This window comes from Streptomyces sp. NPDC086023, from assembly GCF_044540325.1.
GTDB lineage: Bacteria > Actinomycetota > Actinomycetes > Streptomycetales > Streptomycetaceae > Streptomyces.
The window spans coordinates 39,851-61,114 of record NZ_JBITRX010000030.1 but is presented as its reverse complement, the minus strand read 5'-3'; the positions used below and the strand labels follow the sequence as shown (position 1 = coordinate 61,114).

At 71.5% G+C, this 21,264-nt stretch carries 28 protein-coding genes and 2 tRNA genes; 28 read left to right on the top strand and 2 right to left on the bottom strand.

Annotated elements, in window-relative coordinates; all coding sequences use genetic code 11:
* Positions 1-78 precede the first annotated feature (78 nt).
* The 10 genes from rsfS (at position 79) to ACIF6F_RS35025 (ending at position 9,937) form a co-directional block, all read left to right on the top strand.
* Positions 79-525 (top strand): ribosome silencing factor, encoded by a 447-nt coding sequence (rsfS, locus tag ACIF6F_RS35070; RefSeq protein WP_399956921.1) that lies wholly within the window; start codon positions 79-81, stop codon positions 523-525.
* The gene (locus ACIF6F_RS35065) at positions 522-1,169 is read left to right on the top strand and encodes a histidine phosphatase family protein (protein WP_399956962.1); all 648 of its coding nucleotides are present in this window, start codon (positions 522-524) and stop codon (positions 1,167-1,169) included. Before rsfS ends, ACIF6F_RS35065 begins: the two co-directional genes overlap by 4 nt.
* Positions 1,170-1,399: 230 nt before the next feature.
* Positions 1,400-1,472 (top strand) — tRNA-Ala (locus tag ACIF6F_RS35060).
* 182 nt (positions 1,473-1,654) lie between these two features.
* Complete coding sequence (locus tag ACIF6F_RS35055) at positions 1,655-1,888, top strand: hypothetical protein (RefSeq protein ID WP_219665244.1); 234 nt, start codon at positions 1,655-1,657, stop codon at positions 1,886-1,888.
* A 174-nt stretch (positions 1,889-2,062) separates the two neighbouring features.
* Positions 2,063-2,135: transfer RNA gene (locus ACIF6F_RS35050), tRNA-Ala, on the top strand.
* Positions 2,136-2,407: 272 nt separating this feature from the next.
* On the top strand, positions 2,408-5,272 hold the full coding sequence (gene leuS / locus ACIF6F_RS35045) for a leucine--tRNA ligase (protein ID WP_399956917.1): 2,865 nt from the start codon (positions 2,408-2,410) through the stop codon (positions 5,270-5,272).
* 222 nt (positions 5,273-5,494) lie between these two features.
* The gene (locus tag ACIF6F_RS35040; RefSeq protein ID WP_399956913.1) at positions 5,495-6,286 is read left to right on the top strand and encodes a hypothetical protein; all 792 of its coding nucleotides are present in this window, start codon (positions 5,495-5,497) and stop codon (positions 6,284-6,286) included.
* A 188-nt stretch (positions 6,287-6,474) separates the two neighbouring features.
* Positions 6,475-7,320, top strand: a complete 846-nt coding sequence (locus ACIF6F_RS35035; RefSeq protein WP_399956910.1) for a DegV family protein — start codon at positions 6,475-6,477, stop codon at positions 7,318-7,320.
* Between the two features lie 424 nt (positions 7,321-7,744).
* Positions 7,745-8,407, top strand: coding sequence for a helix-hairpin-helix domain-containing protein (locus tag ACIF6F_RS35030; RefSeq protein WP_399956907.1), 663 nt, complete (start codon positions 7,745-7,747; stop codon positions 8,405-8,407).
* 9 nt (positions 8,408-8,416) lie between these two features.
* Complete coding sequence (locus tag ACIF6F_RS35025) at positions 8,417-9,937, top strand: recombinase family protein (RefSeq protein ID WP_399956902.1); 1,521 nt, start codon at positions 8,417-8,419, stop codon at positions 9,935-9,937.
* On the opposite strand, the gene ACIF6F_RS35020 is transcribed toward ACIF6F_RS35025, so the two are convergent.
* A complete protein-coding gene (locus tag ACIF6F_RS35020) occupies positions 9,934-10,383 on the bottom strand; it encodes a hypothetical protein (protein ID WP_399956899.1) in 450 nt (149 codons plus the stop codon). The two genes, ACIF6F_RS35025 and ACIF6F_RS35020, sit on opposite strands and share 4 nt — an antisense overlap.
* A 371-nt stretch (positions 10,384-10,754) precedes the next feature.
* On the opposite strand from ACIF6F_RS35020, the gene ACIF6F_RS35015 reads away from it, so the two are divergent.
* The 12 genes from ACIF6F_RS35015 to ACIF6F_RS34960 all read left to right on the top strand — a co-directional run bounded on the left by ACIF6F_RS35015 (position 10,755) and on the right by ACIF6F_RS34960 (position 17,436).
* Positions 10,755-10,991: a helix-turn-helix domain-containing protein gene (locus ACIF6F_RS35015; RefSeq protein ID WP_399956896.1), complete on the top strand. Its 237-nt coding sequence runs from the start codon at positions 10,755-10,757 to the stop codon at positions 10,989-10,991.
* Positions 10,992-11,165, top strand: a complete 174-nt coding sequence (locus tag ACIF6F_RS35010; RefSeq protein WP_399956893.1) for a hypothetical protein — start codon at positions 10,992-10,994, stop codon at positions 11,163-11,165.
* A gap of 52 nt (positions 11,166-11,217) precedes the next feature.
* Positions 11,218-11,874, top strand: coding sequence for a hypothetical protein (locus ACIF6F_RS35005; protein WP_399956890.1), 657 nt, complete (start codon positions 11,218-11,220; stop codon positions 11,872-11,874).
* Positions 11,871-12,794 carry a bifunctional DNA primase/polymerase gene (locus tag ACIF6F_RS35000; RefSeq protein WP_399956887.1) on the top strand — a complete coding sequence of 308 codons (924 nt, stop codon included), beginning with the start codon at positions 11,871-11,873 and terminating at the stop codon, positions 12,792-12,794. The genes ACIF6F_RS35005 and ACIF6F_RS35000 overlap by 4 nt, the downstream gene beginning before the upstream one ends.
* Positions 12,791-14,149: a hypothetical protein gene (locus ACIF6F_RS34995; RefSeq protein ID WP_399956884.1), complete on the top strand. Its 1,359-nt coding sequence runs from the start codon at positions 12,791-12,793 to the stop codon at positions 14,147-14,149. Before ACIF6F_RS35000 ends, ACIF6F_RS34995 begins: the two co-directional genes overlap by 4 nt.
* A 204-nt stretch (positions 14,150-14,353) precedes the next feature.
* Positions 14,354-14,584: a hypothetical protein gene (locus ACIF6F_RS34990; protein ID WP_399956880.1), complete on the top strand. Its 231-nt coding sequence runs from the start codon at positions 14,354-14,356 to the stop codon at positions 14,582-14,584.
* A 65-nt stretch (positions 14,585-14,649) separates the two neighbouring features.
* Positions 14,650-15,030, top strand: a complete 381-nt coding sequence (locus ACIF6F_RS34985; protein ID WP_399956877.1) for a hypothetical protein — start codon at positions 14,650-14,652, stop codon at positions 15,028-15,030.
* Positions 15,014-15,469 carry a helix-turn-helix domain-containing protein gene (locus ACIF6F_RS34980; protein WP_399956874.1) on the top strand — a complete coding sequence of 152 codons (456 nt, stop codon included), beginning with the start codon at positions 15,014-15,016 and terminating at the stop codon, positions 15,467-15,469. The genes ACIF6F_RS34985 and ACIF6F_RS34980 overlap by 17 nt, the downstream gene beginning before the upstream one ends.
* Positions 15,412-15,648, top strand: a complete 237-nt coding sequence (locus ACIF6F_RS34975; RefSeq protein ID WP_399956965.1) for a hypothetical protein — start codon at positions 15,412-15,414, stop codon at positions 15,646-15,648. The genes ACIF6F_RS34980 and ACIF6F_RS34975 overlap by 58 nt, the downstream gene beginning before the upstream one ends.
* Entirely contained in the window at positions 15,645-16,412 is a 768-nt protein-coding gene (locus tag ACIF6F_RS34970) for a hypothetical protein (protein ID WP_399956871.1), read from the top strand. The genes ACIF6F_RS34975 and ACIF6F_RS34970 overlap by 4 nt, the downstream gene beginning before the upstream one ends.
* A complete protein-coding gene (locus ACIF6F_RS34965; protein ID WP_399956868.1) occupies positions 16,412-16,822 on the top strand; it encodes a hypothetical protein in 411 nt (136 codons plus the stop codon). Before ACIF6F_RS34970 ends, ACIF6F_RS34965 begins: the two co-directional genes overlap by 1 nt.
* Positions 16,822-17,436, top strand: coding sequence for a hypothetical protein (locus ACIF6F_RS34960; protein WP_399956866.1), 615 nt, complete (start codon positions 16,822-16,824; stop codon positions 17,434-17,436). Before ACIF6F_RS34965 ends, ACIF6F_RS34960 begins: the two co-directional genes overlap by 1 nt.
* 69 nt (positions 17,437-17,505) lie before the next feature.
* On the opposite strand, the gene ACIF6F_RS34955 is transcribed toward ACIF6F_RS34960, so the two are convergent.
* Complete coding sequence (locus ACIF6F_RS34955) at positions 17,506-17,793, bottom strand: hypothetical protein (RefSeq protein ID WP_399956863.1); 288 nt, start codon at positions 17,791-17,793, stop codon at positions 17,506-17,508.
* 134 nt (positions 17,794-17,927) lie between these two features.
* Between ACIF6F_RS34955 and ACIF6F_RS34950 the strand changes: the two genes are divergently transcribed.
* The 6 genes from ACIF6F_RS34950 (at position 17,928) to ACIF6F_RS34925 (ending at position 20,877) form a co-directional block, all read left to right on the top strand.
* Positions 17,928-18,131, top strand: a complete 204-nt coding sequence (locus ACIF6F_RS34950) for a hypothetical protein (protein WP_369778047.1) — start codon at positions 17,928-17,930, stop codon at positions 18,129-18,131.
* Between the two features lie 3 nt (positions 18,132-18,134).
* Entirely contained in the window at positions 18,135-18,659 is a 525-nt protein-coding gene (locus tag ACIF6F_RS34945) for a DUF6879 family protein (protein ID WP_399956860.1), read from the top strand.
* The gene (locus tag ACIF6F_RS34940) at positions 18,656-19,498 is read left to right on the top strand and encodes a helix-turn-helix domain-containing protein (RefSeq protein WP_399956857.1); all 843 of its coding nucleotides are present in this window, start codon (positions 18,656-18,658) and stop codon (positions 19,496-19,498) included. Before ACIF6F_RS34945 ends, ACIF6F_RS34940 begins: the two co-directional genes overlap by 4 nt.
* A gap of 168 nt (positions 19,499-19,666) precedes the next feature.
* Positions 19,667-19,861, top strand: a complete 195-nt coding sequence (locus ACIF6F_RS34935; RefSeq protein ID WP_399956854.1) for a hypothetical protein — start codon at positions 19,667-19,669, stop codon at positions 19,859-19,861.
* Between the two features lie 23 nt (positions 19,862-19,884).
* Positions 19,885-20,115: a hypothetical protein gene (locus tag ACIF6F_RS34930; protein WP_399956851.1), complete on the top strand. Its 231-nt coding sequence runs from the start codon at positions 19,885-19,887 to the stop codon at positions 20,113-20,115.
* 282 nt (positions 20,116-20,397) lie between these two features.
* Positions 20,398-20,877, top strand: coding sequence for a hypothetical protein (locus ACIF6F_RS34925; protein ID WP_399956848.1), 480 nt, complete (start codon positions 20,398-20,400; stop codon positions 20,875-20,877).
* Positions 20,878-21,264 lie beyond the last annotated feature (387 nt).

Below are 21,264 nucleotides of genomic sequence, written 5' to 3'. Positions count from 1 at the left end.
GGGCGGTTATTCGCGAGCGGTGTCGGCGGTACATGAGACCCTTGAAGTGATTTGCCACCCGACCCGAAAGCATGGCCAGTGACCGCCACGGACCGCTCCATCGAGCTCATCAACGTCGCCGCCCAGGCGGCTGCGGACAAGCTCGCGCACGACATCATCGCCTACGACGTCAGCGACGTGCTGTCGATCACCGATGCCTTCCTGCTCGCCTCCGCGCCGAGCGACCGCCAGGTCAAGTCCATCGTCGACGAGATCGAGGAGAAGCTCCTCAAGGAGCTCGGCGCCAAGCCGGTCCGCCGTGAGGGCGACCGCGACGCGCGCTGGATCCTGCTCGACTACGTCGACATCGTCGTGCACGTGCAGCACAGCGAGGAGCGGGTCTTCTACGCGCTGGAGCGCCTGTGGAAGGACTGCCCCGAGATCGAACTGCCCGAGGACGCCAAGCAGACCAAGGGCAAGGCCGAGGAGCACGCCAAGCTGCGCGAGGCGCAGGGCGACGACGACCTGGACGGTGATCTGTTCTGAGCACTCCCAAGACCGGCCGCAAGATCGTCCTGTGGCGGCACGGCCAGACCTCGTGGAACCTGGAGCGCCGCTTCCAGGGCTCCACGGACATCGAGCTGACCGAGACCGGCGTGGCCCAGGCCCGCCGGGCCGCCCGGCTGCTCGCCTCGCTGAAGCCGGACGCCATCGTGGCCTCCGACCTCAAGCGGGCGGCGGCGACGGCCGCCGAACTCGCCGCCGTCACCGGCCTGGCCGTGTCCCACGACGCGGACCTGCGGGAGACGTACGCCGGTGAGTGGCAGGGCCTGACGCACGACGAGATCCTCGCGAAGTACGGCGAGCAGTACGCGGCGTGGAAGCGCGGCGAGCCGGTCCGGCGCGGCGGCGGCGAACTGGAGACCGAGGTCGCCGACCGCGCGGCCCCGGTGGTGCTCCGGCACGCCGCCCAGCTGGGCGAGAGCGGGACGCTGGTCGTGGTCAGCCACGGCGGGACGATCCGCACGACCATCGGCCGGCTGCTCGGCTGGGAGTCGTACTACTGGGAGAGCCTCGGCGGGCTCTCCAACTGCTGCTGGTCGGTCCTGGGCGAGGGCGCGCGCGGCTGGCGCCTGCTGGAGCACAACGCGGGCACGCTGCCCGAGCCCGTGCTCGGCGACGACGACTGACTTGGTGGCCACGGTCTCCGGGGGCGCCTCGCGAGGTGCTCCCGGCGGCCACCGGCCGGCGACGGACCGGCCACCGGCCGGTCCCGGCTCGTCCCGCGGAAGGCCTGGTGGGGGCCTCGCGGGGGCCGTTCGGGCCCGGATTTCGTTTCTGGGAGATCGCAGGCTAGAGTTCTTCTTGTCCGCAGCGGAGAGCACCGGAAACGGAGCGAGGAAGCAGCGGGACACGGCAAGGGGCTATAGCTCAGTTGGTAGAGCGCTTGCATGGCATGCAAGAGGTCAGGAGTTCAATTCTCCTTAGCTCCACAATCAGGATCCCGTCCCCAACAGGGGGCGGGATCCTTGCTTTTGTACCCCGGAACCCCGCGACGGGGACCGGGCCTCCGGACCGACCGGACATTCGGGGCTGACCAGCCGTGTGACGGCATGGCAGAATCGGACGGCCGGAGGGGGAGACGACGGCCCGAACGGGAGGGAGTCGCTGACGGATGGGTGCACACCGGCGGCGGTGCGACTGGTGCGACAACGGAACGCCGATCGTCCGGGACATGGACCCGGTCAATCCCGACTACCAGTACTGGTGCGAGGAGTGCGCACGGGCGCTGATCATAAAAGGCGACCCGATCGAGACCTATCGCGAGCTGGAGGGGGAGCCGATCTACGGCCGCCTGCTCGACGAGCACTGCACCCTGAAGCGCTTCTACTCGTTCGCCAGAGCGTGACCGGCGCGGCCGACAGGGTGTGAAAAAGGGACATGTGCTCCCAAACGAGGCGCCTCCTGGCTCCATCGGAAACCCGTTTTTGGACTGGGGCCAGGACCGTGTAATGTTTGGGACGTCGCCAAGGGGAACGGCAAGGGAAACCGGCCGGAAAGCCAAGGCGGCGAAGCAGGACAAGGGGCTATAGCTCAGTTGGTAGAGCGCTTGCATGGCATGCAAGAGGTCAGGAGTTCAATTCTCCTTAGCTCCACAGTGAAGAAGCGGGCCACCCGGATCGGGTGGCCCGCTTCTCGTTCTGTGGTCAACCGTGCGGCCGTCGTAACGGCTGCGGTACCCTGACGCCATGCGTGCCGTACGCCTTCTGCTTACCGAGCCGCGCTGAACAGCCCCGACCGGTGGGGCCGTCCCGGATGGACGGCGGACCAGGTCGGCCTCGGCGCGGCGTCCCCTCCTGTGCGAGGGGTTTTTTCGTTTGGTGGCGCGGAACCCACGGCAGAGACGATCGATGGAGCTTCAAGGATCATGAGCGAGACGAATTCCCCGGCCCCCGAGGCGGCCGAGGCGCACCGTTACACGGCCGCCCTGGCTGCCGACATCGAGGCACGCTGGCAGGACGCCTGGGACGCCCAGGGCACCTACGAGGCCCCGAACCCCACCGGCGACCTCGCGGGGGACCCGGCGGTCGTCGCGCGGCCCAAGAAGTTCATCATGGACATGTTCCCGTACCCCTCGGGCGCCGGCCTGCACGTCGGCCACCCCCTGGGCTACATCGCCACGGACGTGTTCGCCCGTCACCAGCGCATGACCGGGCACAACGTCCTGCACACGCTGGGCTTCGACGCCTTCGGCCTGCCCGCCGAGCAGTACGCGGTGCAGACCGGCACGCACCCGCGCGTGTCCACCGAGGCGAACATCGAGAACATGAAGAAGCAGCTGCGCCGGCTGGGCCTGGGCCACGACAGGCGCCGCTCCTTCGCCACGATCGACCCGGACTACTACAAGTGGACGCAGTGGATCTTCCTGCAGATCTACAACTCCTGGTACGACGCGGACGCGAAGAAGGCCCGCCCGATCGACGAGCTGGTCGCAGAGTTCGAGGCCGGCACGCGTGAGGTCCCCGGGGGCAAGGCCTGGTCCGGGCTGACCGCCGCCGAGCGCTCCGACGTCCTGGGCGGCTACCGCCTGGCCTACTCCTCCGACGCGCCCGTCAACTGGTGCCCCGGGCTGGGCACCGTACTGGCCAACGAGGAGGTCACCGCCGACGGCCGGTCCGAGCGCGGCAACTTCCCGGTCTTCAAGGCCCGCCTGAGCCAGTGGAACATGCGCATCACCGCCTACGCGGACCGACTGCTGGACGACCTGGACGAGCTGGACTGGCCCGAGGCCATCAAGCTGCAGCAGCGCAACTGGATCGGCCGCTCCGAGGGCGCCCGTGTCGACTTCGCGCTGGGCGACCGGGCCGTGACGGTCTTCACCACCCGCCCCGACACGCTGTTCGGCGCCACGTACATGGTGCTGGCGCCCGAGCACCCGCTGGTCGAGGAGTTCGTCCCGGCCGCCTGGCCCGAGGGCACCAAGGAGAAGTGGACCGGCGGGCACGCCACCCCGGCCGAGGCCGTCGCCGCCTACCGCGCCTTCTCCGCCGCCAAGTCCGACGTCGAGCGGCAGGCCGACGCCAAGGAGAAGACCGGCGTCTTCACCGGCGAGTTCGCGGTCAACCCGGTCAGCGGCGAGCAGGTCCCGGTCTTCATCGCCGACTACGTCCTGATGGGCTACGGCACGGGCGCGATCATGGCCGTCCCCGCCCACGACTCCCGGGACTTCGAGTTCGCCCGCGCGTTCGACCTGCCGATGCGCTGCGTCGTGCAGCCCTCGGACGACCGCGGCACCGACCCCGCCACCTGGGACGACGCCTTCGTCTCGTACGACGCGAAGCTGGTCAACTCCACCGGCGCCGGGATCTCCCTGGACGGCCTGGGCGTGGTGGAGGCCAAGGCCGCCATCACGGAGTGGCTGACCGAGCGCGGCATCGGCGAGGGCACCGTCAACTTCCGCCTGCGCGACTGGCTGTTCAGCCGCCAGCGCTACTGGGGCGAGCCCTTCCCGATCGTCTACGACGAGGACGGCGTCGCGCACGCCCTGCCCGAGTCGATGCTGCCGCTGGAGCTGCCGGAGGTCGACGACTACTCGCCGCGCACCTTCGAGCCCGACGACGCCGCCTCCAAGCCGGAGACGCCGCTGTCGCGCGCCGAGGAGTGGGTCCACGTCGAGCTGGACCTGGGCGACGGCCCGAAGTCCTACCGGCGCGAGACCAACACCATGCCGAACTGGGCCGGCTCCTGCTGGTACGAGCTGCGCTACCTGGACCCGAACAACTCCTCGGCCCTGGTGGACCCGGAGATCGAGCAGTACTGGATGGGCCCGCGCGAGGGCGCCCCGCACGGCGGTGTCGACCTGTACGTCGGCGGTGCCGAGCACGCGGTGCTGCACCTGCTGTACGCCCGCTTCTGGTCCAAGGTGCTGTTCGACCTGGGGCACGTCTCCTCGGCGGAGCCGTTCCACAAGCTGTTCAACCAGGGCATGATCCAGGCGTACGCCTACACCGACGAGCGCGGCGTGTACGTCCCGGCGGCCGAGGTCGAGGAGCGCGACGGCGGGTACTTCCACGAGGGCCGGCCGGTCAAGCGCGAGCACGGCAAGATGGGCAAGTCCCTGAAGAACGCCGTGACCCCGGACGAGATCTGCACCGAGTACGGCGCCGACACGCTGCGCCTGTACGAGATGGCGATGGGCCCGCTGGACGTCTCCCGGCCGTGGGACACCCGTGCCGTCGTCGGCCAGTACCGTCTGCTGCAGCGCCTGTGGCGCAACATCGTCGACGAGGAGACGGGCGCCGTCACGGTCGTCGACGGCGAGCCGGACGAGGCCACGCTGCGCGCCCTGCACAAGGCGATCGACGGCGCCGGCGGCGACATGGCCGGGCTGCGCTTCAACACCGCCATCGCCAAGATCACCGAGCTGAACAACTTCCTGACGAAGGCGGGCCGGCCGCTGGAGCGGTCGGTCGCCGAGCGGCTGGTCCTGCTGATCGCGCCGCTGGCCCCGCACATCGCCGAGGAGCTGTGGCACCGGCTGGGTCACGCGGAGTCGGTCGTCCACCAGGACTTCCCGGTGGCCGACCCGGCGTACGTCGTGGACGAGACCGTGACCTGCGTCGTGCAGCTCAAGGGCAAGGTCAAGGCGCGCCTGGAGGTGCCGCCGTCGATCTCCGACGACGACCTGGAGAAGCTGGCGCTGGCCGACGACGCGGTCGTGGCGGCCCTGGGCGGCGCGGAGATCCGCAAGGTGATCGTGCGCGCGCCGAAGCTGGTCAACATCGTCGTCTGAGGCGGGCGGCGCCGTGTGCGTGGTGCCGGTGGCCGTCCCGGGGAGGCCTCGGTCCCCGGGGTGACGCCGGACGTCTCAGGGTGATCCCGTACGGGCAGGTTGGGGGTTCGATTGGAACCCTCGGCCTGCCCGTTCCGTTTACCGTGGAGTTGACGGCAGTACCGGCGGTGCCGGCGGTGCCGCGCCCGGTACCGGCAGCACGGCAGGGGAAGGGACTCTCTGATGGAGGCCGCGTTGATCATCTTCGTTCTGTTGGTGTTCCTCGCCTTCGTGGGGCTGGGGGCGTACGCCACGGTCAAGGCGGTCGGTGCGGCCAAGCGGGGCGTGGACCGTACGCTGACGCAGGCCCGCCGCACCGTCGAGGACACCACGCTCCGGGCCAAGAGCCTGGGCGGCGGCGGGGTCGTGGGCGCCCTGGCCCAGCTGCGGCTGGATCTGCGCACGTCGATGCGGGCCACCCAGACGGCGCTGCATGAGGGGGTCAGGCAGGACGGTTCGCTGTCCGAGTCGATCGCGCTCTTCGAGCGGCTCAGCGCCCACGGGTACGAGCTGGACGGCGAGCTGCGGAGGCTGGAGCAGGAGCCGGACAAGGCGAAGATCGCCGAGCGGCTGCCGGACCTGCGGGAGCGCACCCGGAAGATCACCAAGTCCGCCGACTCCCTGCGCTGGGCCGCCCGTGACCGGGCCCGCCGGTTCGCCGACGACGACCTGACGAGCCTGACCGGCGAGATCGCCATGGAATCCGACGCCCTCCGCGACTGGTCGCGGGCGCCGTCCGCGTCGCCCTGGGGCGACGACCCGGCCGGTGCCGGGGGTGTGGGGTATCCGGGTGCGGCGGGGACGGGTGCGGGTTCTGGTGCGGCCGGTGCGGGTGCCGGCGGTGGTGGTGCCGGTGCCGGTGCCGGTGCGGGTGGTGGGTCGGAGGGGGCTTCGGCTCCGAAGCCGCTGGACGCTCCGCCTGCGGCGACGCCGTACCCCTGGCAGAAGCAGGCCCGGCCGGAGACCACGGCCTGAGCCGGAGCGCTGTGGGGGCGGCGGAGTGACAGGGGCGTGGGAGACCACCCCTTAGGGGTGCGGGTGCCGTCGGCCAGGGGGTGTGGGCGCCGTCGGTGAGTGCGGCGGCGGCCGTGAGGGTCGCCACGGTGCGGTCCCCTACGGGCCCCGGCTGCCGGGAGGGCACGCGGCCCGGTAACCTCCCGCTCATGTCCCGCCATGTCGCGATCGTCACGGATTCCACGGCCTACCTGCCCCCACCGGCGATGCGGCGCCACAACATCACCGCCGTGCCCCTGACGGTGGTCCTCGGCGACCAGGCCCTGGAGGAGGGCACGGAGATCTCCGCCCGCTCCCTTGCCCTGGCCCTCCAGAAGCGCCGCTCGGTGACGACCTCCCGGCCGAGCCCGGAGGAGTTCGTCCGGACTTATCAGGAGGCCGCCGACGCCGGGGCCACCGCCATCGTCTCGCTCCACCTCTCCGCCGAGTTCTCCGGTACGTACGACGCCGCCGTGCTCGCCGCCAGGACCGCGCCCGTGCCCGTCCGGGTCGTCGACACCGGCATGGTCGCGATGGCACTCGGCTTCTGCGCCCTGGCCGCCGCCGAGGCCACCGAGGCGGGCGGGTCCGTCGACGACGCCGTGGCCGCCGCCGAGAAGCGGGCCGCCGGCATGTCGGCGTTCTTCTACGTCGACACCCTCGACTACCTGCGCCGCGGCGGCCGCATCGGCGCCGCCCAGGCCCTGCTCGGGTCCGCGCTCGCGGTCAAGCCGCTCCTCCAGCTCGACGGCGGCCGCATCGAGATGCTGGAGAAGGTCCGCACCGCGTCCAGGGCCATCGCACGTCTCGAAGAGCTGGCCGTGGAGCGCGCCGGGACCGGCAGGGTGGACGTCGCGGTACACCACCTCGCCGCGCCGGAGCGGGCCGAGAAGCTCGCCGCGCACCTGCGCGATCGCGTTCCCGCCCTCGGGGAGCTGCACGTCAGCGAGGTCGGGGCGGTCATCGGGGCGCACACCGGCCCGGGGCTGCTCGCGGCGGTGATCGCGCCCCGCTGAGGGGGCGCGGTGCCGGCTGCCGGCGTCTCACCCTTGTGGGTGGCGGAGTTGTCCACAAGTGCTGGGATATCCACGGAAGTGCGGGCGTCCGGCCTGCAACTTCCTTTTCTGGCTAACGTCTTGTGGCATGACTCTTCGAACGTCCGTAGCCACCACCGTCTCCCGTTCCACCAGCGGCCCCGGGCGCGCCCGGGGCTCCGACGGCCGCTCCCGGCGGCGCCGGGCCGCTGCCGCCTTCGATGCCGAGGCCGCCCGGCGCCGCGCCGAGGCGCTGTTCGGCGTGCAGGTCGTCCCGGGAGGTGAGGCGGGTTCGTTGCCAGGGGCCTCACCGCCGCCCGAGCCGGAGCAGCCGGAAGGGGCGTGGCCCGAGAGGGGGCGGCCTGTGCCGGGGCAGCCGGAGCCGGTGCCGGAGCAGGGGGCGGGGGTGGTTGAGCCCGTGCCGGCCGGGTCGGTGGCGGTCGGGGCGCGACCGCTGCCGTTGTACGAGCGGGTGCGGGAGCGACTCCCCGTGTGGGTGCAGTTGCGGTGTGGGCTGGAGCCGAGGGCGCTCGCCGCCGTCGCCGTGGTGCTGGTCGGAGCCGTGGGGTTCGCCGCCACGCAGTTGTGGACCGGGCGGCCCGATGCCGTGGCGGCCCCCGAGATCACGGCGGTCGCCCCGCCCGCGCCCCGGCCGGAGCCCTCCCGGGTCGTGGTCGACGTGTCGGGGAAGGTCCGGGTGCCGGGGGTGCGGCGACTGCCCGCCGGAGCGCGGGTCGAGGACGCCCTGGCCGCCGCCGGGGGAGTGCGGCCCGGCGCGGACACCTCCGGGCTCAACCGGGCGCGGGTGCTGGTGGACGGCGAGCAGGTGCTGGTCGGCGTGACCGGGCCACCCCCGGCCCCGGGTGCCGTGGCCCTCCCCGGAGCGGCCGGGCCCGCCGCCCCGGTCAGCCTCAGCACCGCCACCGTGGAGCAGCTCGACGGGCTGCCGGGTGTCGGGCCCGTGCTGGCCCAGCACATCGTCGACTTCCGTACCGCGCGGGGCGGCTTCCGCTCGGTGGAGGACCTCCGCCAGGTGAACGGCATCGGGGATCCTACATGTAGACGCTAACCTATGGACATGAGGCCAACAAGGGCAGTGCTGCTTGTTCGAATCAGCTACCGGAAGCCTGATGAGGACGCTGAGGAGTCCGGGGCTGAGGCGGGCGGGAAGCGCCGCCGCTCCGAGTTCTCGAAGGGCATCGGCCGCCAGGAGGACGACGGCCGCGCGCTCGCCGAGCGGCTCGGCTGGCAGATCGCCGAGGTCATCCCCGAGGACGACACGTCCGCCTTCAAGCGCCGCAAAATCAAGCTGCCCGACGGGACCACGGCGCTCCGTACGGTGCGGCCGGGCTTCCGGCGCGCCTTGGAGATGCTGGCCTCCGGTGAAGCGGACGGCCTGATCGCAGACGACCTTGATCGTGTCGCTCGCGACCCGCGCGACCTCGAAGATCTCATTGACGTCGTTGAGTCCCGCCGGCCGCGGATCCCCGTCGAGTCCGTGACCGGGTCCCTACGCCTCGACAACGACGCCAACATCACCATGGCGCGCGTCATGGTCGCCGTGGCCAACAAGTCCAGCCGAGACACCGCCCGACGCGTCACCCGCAAGCACGAGGAGCTGGCCGCCGAGGGAAAGCCGGGCGGCGGCGGGTTCCGCGGCTACGGCTACACCGCCGACGGACATGAGCCGATCGAGGCGGAGGCCGCGATCCTCCGGGAGATCGCCGCTCGTGTCCTCGGCGAGTGGGACGGCTGGACCGACGAGCAGCGCGCGAAAATCGTGCCCGAGGTGGGGGAGAGCCTGAACTCCATCGCCACCGACCTGACCCGCCGGCAGGTGCCCACGGTGACCGGCAAGCCCTGGGGCGACCGATCGGTCCGTTCCGTCGTCACCAAGCCGTCCGTGGCTGGCCTACGCGGCTACAAGGGCGAGGTGGTCGGCAAGGCCGTGTGGGAGCCCATTCTCTCCGTGGAGACGTGGGAACGCGTCTGCGCCCGCCTGGCTGGCCGCGCAAGGAGCGTCGACCTGACATTGCAGCGGTGGCTGACCGGAGTGCTCCGGTGCTCGCTCTGCCACTTCATGCTCATGGGCTGGCAGGGGACCGGCGGCCTGCGGTACTGGTGCGCCACGCCCGAGGGTGGGTGCGGGAAGATCGCGGTGAAGGCTTCGTTTGCCGAGGACGAAGTCGAGCGCCAGATTCTGGAGCTGCTGAGCAAGCCGGCGATCCTGGAGCAACTTCGGCATGTCGCGGACACGGAAACCACGGCCGACGCGCGGACCGAACTGGCCGAGGACGAGGCTCAGCTGAAGCAGATGGCGGGCATGTGGGCCCGCCGCGAGATGACGTTCGCCGAGTACACCGAGGCTCGTCGGATCGTGGAGGCCCGCGTCAAGGAGTCCCGTGCCCTCATCCACTCCCGGGCCCCGCGGGTCCTCCGGGTGCTTCTGGAGGGCGACGTGCGGGTCGGGTGGAAGCGCCTGACCCCAGCCGAGCGGCGAGACGTTGCGCTCGCGCTTGTGCCCGGCTATGACGTGCTGCCGCATGACCGGAGCAGGGGCAACAAGTTCAACCCAGAGCGGCTGGTGCCGCTCGGCTAGCTGTCCTTGCCGAACCGCTCCCGCGTCTGCTCCGCGTTGGCCTGGAGGAGCCGCGGGCCTGGTTCGGCGCCTTCACGGCCCGCGGCGCCAGGGCCGAGCCACCCGTCCTTGCGGGCCTTCATGACCCAGCCGGACACCGTGGCGTCCGGGCGGCCGAGTGCGGCTGCCAGACGCTTTACTGCGCCTCGGGGCTTCCCGGGGGCCGACTCCGCGATGTACCCCTCCGCCACCGCCTGCATGAGTGCGTCGGGAAGTGCCGCTCGCCCGGGCGTGGACTTCGCAGGGGCGCTGCTGGCGATGATTTCGTCAGCCGTACGGGTAGGCGCCTGGCCGCTGAAGACCGTGCCCGTGATCGGCCCCACGGTTGGCGTGCCCTTCAGCTCGTCCATCGCCAGGATGTACCGCACATCGTCGAGGATGGCTCCGACAGGGACGTCCCGCAGCATGCGGGATGTGATGCTTGCGCCTGCCGGCCCATGAGGCCACACCTCCATGCGCGTGATGACGAGCCCTTGAGGGCCGCGGGACACCTCACCTCGGGCCCGCCAGTCTGCTCCGCCTCGATGGAACTTCTGGACTACGCCTCGCGCTGCTTCCTCAGTGGTGGGGTCCTCGCACGCGGTCATCAGGTCCAGCCCGGAGTCCGGCGGGGCGTCGGTCTGTTGGTGGTTGGTCACCTCCCGAATGTCGCACTTGACGCAACAGCAGGTCAACGGACCACGAGCAAAAAGACTGGATTAGGCTCACCGTGAGATTGAACCCATAGGGTAGGCCCACCTTCTGGACAAACAGATGGGGTAGGCCTACCGTTGGCGACATGACCGATACAGCGGATCGGATCCGCCTTCGGCTGCGAATTCGGCGCTGCCTGCCGCCTCCGCCCGAGCGGCGCGAACTGCGGCAGGCCACCGGACTGACGCAGCAGGAACTGGCCGACGCAGTGGGAGTGACCCGCGCTGCTGTCTCCCACTGGGAGCACGGTGTCCGGACACCTCGCGGCCAGTTGCTCGACCGGTACGTCGACGCGCTCGTCGCAATGAAAGAGGCCGCGTAGATGGCGCGCACTCTCGCAGACCTCTATGCCGAACGGCCGCTCACCGAGCAGCAGGCCCGCCGGATCGTCGCTCTGCTCGGCCTGACCGGCCGGCAGGACCCCGGAAACGACGACGGCGCCGAGGGTGCAACCTCCGCGCCGCCTGTTGAGAGCCGCTACCAGCACGCCAGCTGAAAACGCGAACGGCCGGGGTGCAACCCGGCCGACGCAGAAACGGAGTCTCGCAATGCAGGTTACCTCCGCACTCCCCATGGTCGCGAGTGCTGAACTGGACATCTTCGACGCCGACCAGCGCCGCCGAATCCCCGCCTGCGAGGCCATCGCCCGCATGGCTGCGGCCCCCGTCTCGGCGAGGGAGCACACGTTCACCGCTGACGCTGTGGACCGCGCCGGCGGACCGGCCGCCGACACCCCGGCGCTCACCCCGCGGGCCGCCCGTGTCCTCGCGGGCATCGAGGACGCCAAGCATGGCCAGCCCGACAACGTCTGCACGTTCTGGGACACCGTCGCCCGCCAGATCCGCAAGGCCGGAGACTCCGCCGCCGTCCTCGACCGTGTCAGCGCACTCCTCTCCGGTGCCGAGGAGGAACCTGCCGCAGAGCCCTGCGCCCGCTTCGGCTGGTGCGCCGAGACCGGTGCCCACACGGAGCACCGTTCCGCGTACGTCGAGGCCGCGGAACAGCTCGGCCTGGAGGGCCCGAGCAGCTGTTCCCCGCTGTACGCGGCGATCCTTGCGTACGAGGAGCTGAACGGCGGGGCGCCGATGATCGGGTTCCTGGACCTCGACCTCACCCCCGCCGAGGCCCGCGGCAAGGTCGCCCAGCTGCGCGCCCACCTCGACGCGGTTGAGGCCCTGATCGACACCGCTGAGGCCGGCGAGTGACCACCCGCACCACGCAGGGAAGCTCCGTCACCGCCATGGCGACGGGGCCGTCCCGCGTGCTCGATGAGGCCCTCGCCCTTGCCTCGCTCGGCTGGTACGTGTTCCCGCTCACCCCCCGCGGCGGCACTCCGGCGATCAAGGAGTGGGAGCAGCGCGCGACCGCTGACCTGGATCGCATCACCCGGGCCTGGACGGGCCGCTATCGCGGGTACAACCTCGGCGTGGCCTGCGGCCCGTCCCGGCTCGTGGTCCTCGACCTGGACCGCGACAAGGGCCAGGCGCCGCCCGAGGAGTGGGAGGCGCCCGGGATCGTGGACGGCCTGGACGTCTTCGCCGAGCTGCACGCCCGGCACGGCGAGCGCCTCCCCGCCGGCACCACGCCCACCGTCCTCTCACCTTCGGGCGGCTTGCACCTGTACTACGCGGCGCCCGACGGCCTTGACGTCCGCCTCTCCGCCGGGCGGGTCGGCTGGAAGGTGGACGTCCGCGCACACGGCGGCTACATCACCGCCCCGCCCACCGTCACCAGCAAGGGCCCTTACCAGTGGATCACGGACCCGGGAGAGGCCAAGCCCCAGCACATGCCGCTGTGGCTGATCCGCCGGGCCGCCCCGCCAAAGCCGCCCGCGCCGGCCCTCCCGGCCGTCGTCACGGACTCCACGGGGTACGCAGCCTCCGCCCTCCGCGGGGAGCTGCAAGCCGTCCTTGACGCCGCAGAGGGCACCCGCAACGACACCTTGAACCAGGCCGCGTTCAACCTCGGCACTCTTGTCGGCGCCGGCCGCCTCGACTCCCGCGTCGCTGTCGAGGCGTTGGTGGCCGCGGGTGAGTCGATCGGGCTGGCGCCGCGCGAGGTGCAGAAGACCATCACGTCCGGCGTGAGCGCCGGTCTCAGGAACCCGCGGAGAACAGCTCAGTGACCACCGTTGACGACATCCTCGCCGCCCTCCCGGTCGCTGCCGCGACCCCGGAGGACGGCCAGGAGCGGCCGGGGCACCTCACGGCCGAGTTCTACGCGGCCCGCCCCGTGTTCCAGCACATCCAGCAGGCGGCGCACTCGCAGGGGCGGCCGGCGGACGTCTTGTTCTACAGCACGCTCGCCCGGCTCTCCGGAATGATCTCGCCGTACATCAAGGCCGTGACGGGGATCTCCGGGAAGGCATCCCTGAACGTCTTCGCGGCAGCGGTCGGCCCGTCCGGCTCCGGGAAGTCCACCGGGCAGTCAGGGGCCCGCGAACTGATCCTCCCTGAGGACCCTGAGTTCCGTGACGGCCTGCCCGTGGGCACGGGCGAGGGCATCGCCGAGATGTTCATGGGCACCGTGGACGAGCCCACGGGCGAGATCCACCAGCGGGGCCCGCTGAAGGGCGATCCGGTCACGCGGAAGGTCCGGAAGCAGGTCCGGCACAACGGGTACATCTACATCGATGAGGGTCAGACCATGGCGACCCTGGCCATGCGTCAGGGCTCGACGCTCGCCGAGACCCTCCGCCGCGCGGCCGTCGGCGAGGCCCTCGGGCAGACGAACGCCTCGGAGGAGCGCACGCGGTACGTGGCGCCCGGCTCGTACAGCCTGGGCCTGTTCGTCGGGTTCCAGCCCAGCACTGCCGTGCCGCTGCTGGACGACGCCAGCACCGGCACCCCGCAGCGATTCTTCTGGTGCTGGTCGCTGGACCCGAGCATCCCGGACGACCCCCCGGAGTGGCCCGGGCCGATCACCAAGCACCCGGGGCAGATCCGGACCGCCGAGGACATCGACGTCGTCTTTCCTCCGCGCATCCGCCGGATGCTGTGGGAGGAGCGGACCGCGCGTAACCGCGGCGACGTGGAGGTGGCCGAACTCGACGGGCACGCGGGCCTGATGAAGGTGAAGGCTGCCGCTCTCTTCGCCCTCATGGACGGCTGCCGGTACGAGGTCACCGAAGAGGACTGGGCCCTCGCCGAGACCGTCTGGGCCACCTCGTGCGCCGTCCGCGACTCCCTCGTGGCCCGCGCCCGCCGCGAGGCCGAAGCGCAGCGGCAGGCGACCGAGGACGCCAAGGTCGGCGTCGAGGTCCGAGCGCACCTGGCGAAGAACGAAGCCGACCGGGCGTTGGAGCGCATTGCGCGCCTGGTCGTACGGCACGCCTCGCGCCCAGGTGGCATCACAGGGAGCGAGCTGCACCGGCGGCTCGCAAGCCGGGACCGGAAGGCCCTGCCGGAGGCCGTCGACCTTGCTATCGCCCGGGACTGGGTGTTCGAGGAAGACGACCGAATCTGCGTAAGGACGGGCTGATGGATGTGGACGCGCGCCGTCGATGTGGACATGTGGACGCGCGTCCACACCCCCCTGTCGAGCAAAAGCATGTCACCCCTAGACAGCTACATACACATACAAAAAGGGCGTGAAGTCTCTTTCGCGTTACGCGCGACAGGGGGGTGTGGACGGATGTCCACATGTCCACATCCACATGTCCTCACCCTCACCTCAGGAGCCCTCATGCAGCCCCACCACACGACCCTCATCGCAGGACCCACCGACCTCATCGCCCTCATCGCCGCCAACTACCGCTGCGGCCACTGCCACAGCGAAGCCGAGGCCTGGACCGACCAACACGGAAACCCCCACCTCAACATCCACCACGACAACGGATGCCCCGTCCTGGCCGGCACCCTCCCCGCCGCCCCCGACATGCTCCGCGCCGCCCACCCCACCCCCAACGCCCGCTGACGCGCGCACCCGGTTCCCCGCACCTCGCGCACAACGCGCCCGTACATGTACGAGAGGACACCACCGTGCCGACCACCCCCGACAAGCCCGGTCCCTACCCCGGCCGCGCTGAACTCGACCTCGCGAACGCCCGCTTCCGCCGCTCGGTCACCCGACTCCTGAAAGAGGCCGTACGCCACGACCCCGACCTCATGCCGGCCCTCTCCGGGATCGTGTCTGAGGCCGCCGAGCACCTCTCCCGCTTGGCGGGCGACGCTGAGGCCGCCGAGTCCAGCAGCACCCGGAACCGGCGCGAGCTGGCCGCCGCCGAGGCGAAGCAGCGCAAGCAGTTGCAGGCTGCCGCCCGCCGCGGCAACCCCCGCGCGGCCGCCCTGCTGGCCCGCCTCGACGAGCGGCAGAGGCGCCGCGAGCAGCAGCAGGGCCGGCACGGTGACGGCGCAGCCTGAACCCTTCCGCTCTCTCGTTCGCCCGGACGGATCGGTCCTGGTGCCCGCAGCTGTGGCCGGTGAAGTTCTGCGTGCCCTGGTGCGGGACCTGACTGCGCGCGTGCGGGCCGACGGGGGCGAAGTCTCCCCGACGGTCCGCCGCCTGCTGTACGCGCTCCATGCGGCCGACGAGCAGCACCAGCGGGCCGGTTCCGTCCCCGGAACCCCTCCCGGAGCGCCTGCCACGGTGGAGGTGACCGCGCAGCAGGCGGCCGCGCTCTTGGAGTGCAGCCCCGAGTACGCGCGGCGCCTGGCCCGATCGGGTCGGCTGCGGGCCCGCCGCGCCGGCCCGGTCTGGCTCGTGGATGCCACGTCACTGGACGCCTACCGGAGAGGACAGCGATGGACCCCAGCACGAACGGACGCCCCAGCCTCGGGGAGGCCGTCGGCGCGCGCCTGAAGGCCGATCGGGACGGCGCCGCGCAGTCGGCAGGCGGACGCTTCCTTGCCCGCCTCGACGCGGACGCCGCCCTGTACGGCACCCCGGCATACGACGCATTCCCGCCCGCGTACCGCGACCGCCTCGCAGCCCGAGCCCTTGAAACCGCCCGCACCGCACAGCAGGAGCCAACGTCATGACCGACACTGACACCCCCACCCCGGCCAAGGCGCTGGCCGCCCTGGAGCAGGCCCGTACCGAGACCGGCGAGGCCCGAGCCCTGGCAGAGGCCTTGGCCGAGCGAGTCCGCAGCGGCGACGCTGAGGTCACCCCGCACGAACTCGCCGAGGCGCAGCAGCTGGCCGAGTTCGCAGCCCTGCGGATCACCGCGGCTGAGCGCAAGCACCGAGCCGCGCTCGCCGTGGACCGCGACGCCCGAGGCCATGCAGTGGCCGCCGACGCCCGGGCCCTGGCCGACCGGGACGACGCGCAGGGCGTGGCCGCCGCAGTGCGAGACGTCGCGGAAGCAGTGGCACGGCTGGTGCACCTCGCGGACACCCGGCAGGACCGCGTACGCGCCGTTGGCTCGGCCGTGGAGGCCCTGGCCGTCGAGCTGGCCGCCGAACACCCCGACCGCCGAGCCCTCGGCCGTCACATGCGCGACCGCTACAAGGTCACCGGCGACCCCACCACCGTGACTGTGCACGAGCCGTACGCCCGCATCCGCGCCGTGCATACGGCCGACCTGATCGCCGCTGCCGTCGCCCTCGGCCTGCCGGACCTCTCGCTTCTGCCGGCCGTCCACGAATCCCTTCAGGGAGCCGAGGCGGCCGCCACTCGCGCGATGGACGCAGTGCCCGCCGTCGCGGCCGACTGGCGCCTTACCCCCTCCGACTGGCAGGCCCTCGACCCGGCCGCGCGACACCGCGCCGAACGCCTCGGCCTGGCCCCGGAAGCCGCGTAGTGCACCGCGAGGCGGGGGAGCCCCACCCGGCCGTCATCGCGGCAGGCGGCGTGTTCCTGCCCGCCGAGGTATGCCACCCCCTGTGGCTCGCGCTGCGGGCCCAGCTCAACCGGCACCGTGCCGACGGAGGCGCGGTCCGCGCGGACGTCGCGGCCGCCCTGGACGCTCTCCGCGCGGCTGGCCTCAACCACCTCGTGTCCACCAGTGGACACGACGAGCGGACATCGGCGGACATCCCGGCACCCTTAGAACGTGGCCTGATCACCACCGAGGAGCTTGCCGGCCGCCTCGGGGTGACCGGACGCCACGCCCGGCGCCTGGCCGCGGCCGAAGGAATCACCTCCGCCGGCCGCGGCCTGTGGCACCCCGACGATGTCGAACACCTCGCACGCCGTAGAGAGGCTGCCTGATGACCGTTCCCGAGAACCCGTTCGCGACGCACCCCAACGACGACCCGGACCACCTCGCAGCACGGCAGTCCCGGGCCGCATTCGCCACCCGCGCCGACGAGATCCGCGCCAACCCCCAGTGGTCCGACTCGTACAAGGCCGAGCAGCTGGCCACCGCGTACGGCGAGCACGCCGCCGAGATCGCCGCCGCCTACGAGCGGGTCAACGAGCGCCGTCGGGCTCGGCTCGCCTACCTGGACAGCCTCGTACCGTCCGGCCCTGGCATCCCCGACGACGCCAGCGCCGCCGACCGCGCCGTCCTGATGGCCGCGTTCCGCGGAGCCTTGGAACAGGCTCGTACGGCGTCGCGTGAGCAGCGTCCGCAGCTCCTCGCCGAGGCCGCCCGGTACGGCGACGACTCCATGCAGCGCGCGCTGCTTCAGCACGCTTCCGAGGCCGGGGACGCGCACCTCGTCGACGGCTGGGTAGCCGAGAAGCACGGCTTGCGCGGGTACAGCGACGAGCGCCGCAGCCTGCGGAACGCCCTGGACGGTGGGCGGGGGAGCGGATGGGACTACAAGGACTTCCACACCCCGCAGCTGCCGCCCGAACTGCGTGGCCGCCCCGTCGCCTGACGCGTGCGCAAGGCGTACGCCGCCCGTGCCTAGTCTCCCTGCCGCGGAGATCGGACACGGGCGGCAGGGTCAGAACGGCTCGTCGCCGTTCCCTTCGATCGTGATCTGAAAGACGTTGGGCGGAGACCCCAGCCAGTCGCTGATGTCGGGCCGGACAAAGGCCCCTTCATTCGTGCCCAGACGCACGCGGCCCACCGTGAGAGTGGACAGCTCTGCTGGCCGCTGGCTGATCGGCACGGAGAGCGTGCCACCCCAGCTTGTTCGGAGACCGTTGGGAGCCTTGCGCAGGTGCGCGGTCACCTCGTACTCGCGCCCATCAACCGTGATCAGGATTGCGGGCCCTCGGTAGCTGCTCATGGCCGGGAAGGGTAACCCTCGTGAAGGGCCGGCGGGAGGTGCCATCCGCAGGCGCGCAATCTCCGGCAATCGCCCCCCACGCTATGGCCGAGACAACGATCCTGGAGTACCACCCAGCCAGGACGGAGCCCACCATGACCCTGCGGTTCATCGGCACGACCTCCGAGTACGGCAACTGCCCAACCCTCTACGAGGTCGTGGAGACCGGCGACATCGTCGTCCAGGGCGACCAGCTCACCGACCCCGAGCACCTCGCGCAGCTGCGAGACGTAGGCGAGCACGAGACGTTCGTCGTCATCCCACGCGAGCTGCTGACGCGGTTCGCGCCGAAGGAGTAACCCGTGCTCGTCCCCTTCGAGGAGATCACCCACCTGTTCGCCGAGTTCGAGCACACCGCGTTCCGGCTGGAGACGCGCCGCGGATATGCCTCCGACCGGGCCGGCGCCCGCTTCCAGGCCTTCCTTCGCGGCACCGACCCGGCCCCGGAGCCGGACAACCCCTGGCACGTCAACGTCCGGCAGAAGGCAGAGCAAGGCGCCCGGTTCTCCCGTGTGCGCATCATCGACCAGCCGCCCACGGACGGGCAGCGCTTCCTCATGGCTGCGGCCGCCGCGACACCCGGCGAGGACATCCGCGTCCTGGCCCGCGCCGAGGCCGAGCGGTTGGAGCTGCCGGCCTACGACTTCTGGCTCTTCGACTCCAGGACCCTCGTCCGCTTCGACATCGACCAGACCGACACCACCACCGGCGTGGAGGTCCGCACCGACCCTGCCGAGGTGCTCGCCGCTTGCCGGGCCCGAGACCGCGCCTGGCCCGCCGCCACACCTTCAGCCGAGGTGTGGGCGCAGGTACGTTCGTCCGTGTGACCACGGACTTCCAGAACGCCCGGGTGGCCCTCGGCGCGCGCCTGCGGGAGCTGCGCGCCGAGGCCGGCCTGAACGGGAAGGACTTCGCAGCCCGGATCGGCTGGCAGCGCTCGAAGGTGTCCCGGCTGGAGAACGGCAGGCAGACCGCCACTGAGGCAGACACCGACGCGTGGGCCGCTGCCGCTGGCGTGCCTGAGCAGGCCTCCGACCTCCGAAGCCGCCTGCGCGGCCTGGAGTCGCAGCAGCGTTCCTGGCGCCGCCAGCTGGCAGCTGGGCACCGGCCGGTCCAGGACCGGTACGTCGTGGAGTACCAGCAGACCGCGACGATGCGCGGCTACGAAGCCACCGTCATCCCGGGCCTCTTCCAGACCCCCGACTACGCCCGGCACCTGATCGACGCGAACACGACCCTCATGCAGTCCCCGCGGGACACCGAGGCGGCCGTGGCCGCCCGAATGCGCCGCCAAGAGGTTCTGTATCAGCCGGGCAAGCTGTTCCGGGTCCTGCTGTGGGAAGCCGCGCTGCACGTCCTCGTGTGCCCGCGCGAGGTCATGGCCGGCCAGCTGGACCGCCTGGTCGGGCTGATCGGAATGAGCACGGTGGAACTCGGCGTAGTGCCCCTCGGGGCTCCGCTCCCTCTCACCCCGAAGCACGGCTTCTGGATCTTCGATGAGGAACGCGTCATTGTGGAGACCGTCAACACCGAGCTGTCCTACGACTCTGCCGACGACCTCGCGCTGTACGCGCGCGTCTGGGACGGGCTGCACTCGGCGGCCGTGCACGGGCCGCAGGCACACCGGCTCATCGCCCGCGCCAGGCACGCGATTGCACACGCATGAGCAACCTGCCCCAACCCGCCTGACGGCCCGCGCAATCGCGCGCAATCGGCCGTACTGGCCTCGGTCTGGCTTCCTACGGTGCTCGGCATGGCGAGAGACTCGGGCGCCGTACCCAGCGCCCCGACGCTCGTCTTCACGATGGCTGACGACCGTTAGGGAGCACCGAGGATGGCCGCCGATGCGCTGACCTTCAACCACGTTGACCACCCGCTCCTCAACTCCCGCGTGCTCGACACTCGGTCGCTCCGCGAGGGCGTCCTCGCGGCCGTTCTGGTCGAGGACAACAGGCGGGTGGCGTACATCCGCGGCGACGACTGCCGCGAGTTCGACGCCCCGATCGAGTCCGTGCGGGCCGCGCAGTGAGCGGGTGGCGGAGCCTGGCCCAGATGCAGGCCGAGGCCGCGAACCTTCACGTGACGGGGCTCGGCCTGGAGGTCCGCCCGTCGCTGGCCCACCCGGGGGGCGTCTGCCGCGCCACCAAGGTGCCGTGCCCGCTCTGCCGCCGGCCGGGGAGGCTTGAGCGCCGACTCGGCTCCGACATGGTGTACTGCGCGCCCTGTCAGGGCGGGTTCGGGATCCGGCACGACCCGGTGCGCTGCTGGCAGCAGGTCCGGTAGAGCCGTGCGCATCTGCTGCTACTGCCAGCGCGCGATCCGCGGCGAGGCCCGTGTGAGGACGCCTGACTCGGCGTCCGGCGCGCGCCCGGACGTGTACGCCCACCACAAAGGCGACCCGAAGTGCCGGCCGATCACCGACCAGGACCCGGCCGACGTCCACTGATCTCCGGTCCTCCCGTGACGCCGACCGGGAGGGCCGGGCGACACCCCGCTCCGGCCGCGCATCTGCCAGGACCACGACCGGAGCGGGCCACACCACCACCCCCAACTACTGGAGGAACGATGGCAACCCCCACTATCCCGGAAACGTCCGCCCGACACCTGCTCTCCGACGAGGGCTTCGGCCGAGTCGTCCACCTCGTGATGCGCGACAACGACGGCGTTGATGAACCGCTGGCCGTGCGGATCGTGGACGAGGCGCTCAAGTTCGTCGCGGCCGCCGCGACGACCACGGGCCGGCACCTGCGCCCCTCCAAGACCGTGGACATGGGCTGGCACGCGCTCATCCTCCACACCGCGATGTACCGCTCGCTGTGCGCGTCGCTCGGCCGGTTCGTGGACCACCGGCCCGAGGGGCCCGAGACGCTCCGCCGCGACGCTGACACGCTCGACCTCACCATGTCCGCCATCCGCGACGCCGGATACGAGCCGGACGCCTACCTGTGGGGGCCGCTGGCCGACGCGGAGATCCACGCGGGCGACTGCATGCACAGCGAGTGCACCGAGGGCGGGTCGGGCTGCACTGCGCCGCCGGCCGCGTAGAACGCTGCCGAGGCCAACTCCGCTTCGCTACAGTCGATTGCATTCCGTGAGGGAGGACGTTGCGGTGAGCAATCCCGGAGAGAGCTGGACCGACCCGCGGCTGAGTGCCGTCGTAGCGAGCTGGGCCACGACCCGAGTTGAGCGGCGCCGCGGGAGGAGGCCCCGCCGGGTCTGTCCTCACGGGCTCGGAGTGACCTTCATGGTCGACCCGGTGAACCGGACGCCCATGAACGTCGCGTGCGGAGCGTGCAGCCCGTCTGACGCCTGAGGAGTGAAGCGGCAGCGGCCGGACTGCTCAGGCGGCCGTCGTGGGCGCGAAGTTGAGCGTGGGACGCCAACGGCTCCCGACCCGTGCCAAGCGCGTCGGGAGCCGTTGTGCAACTCGAT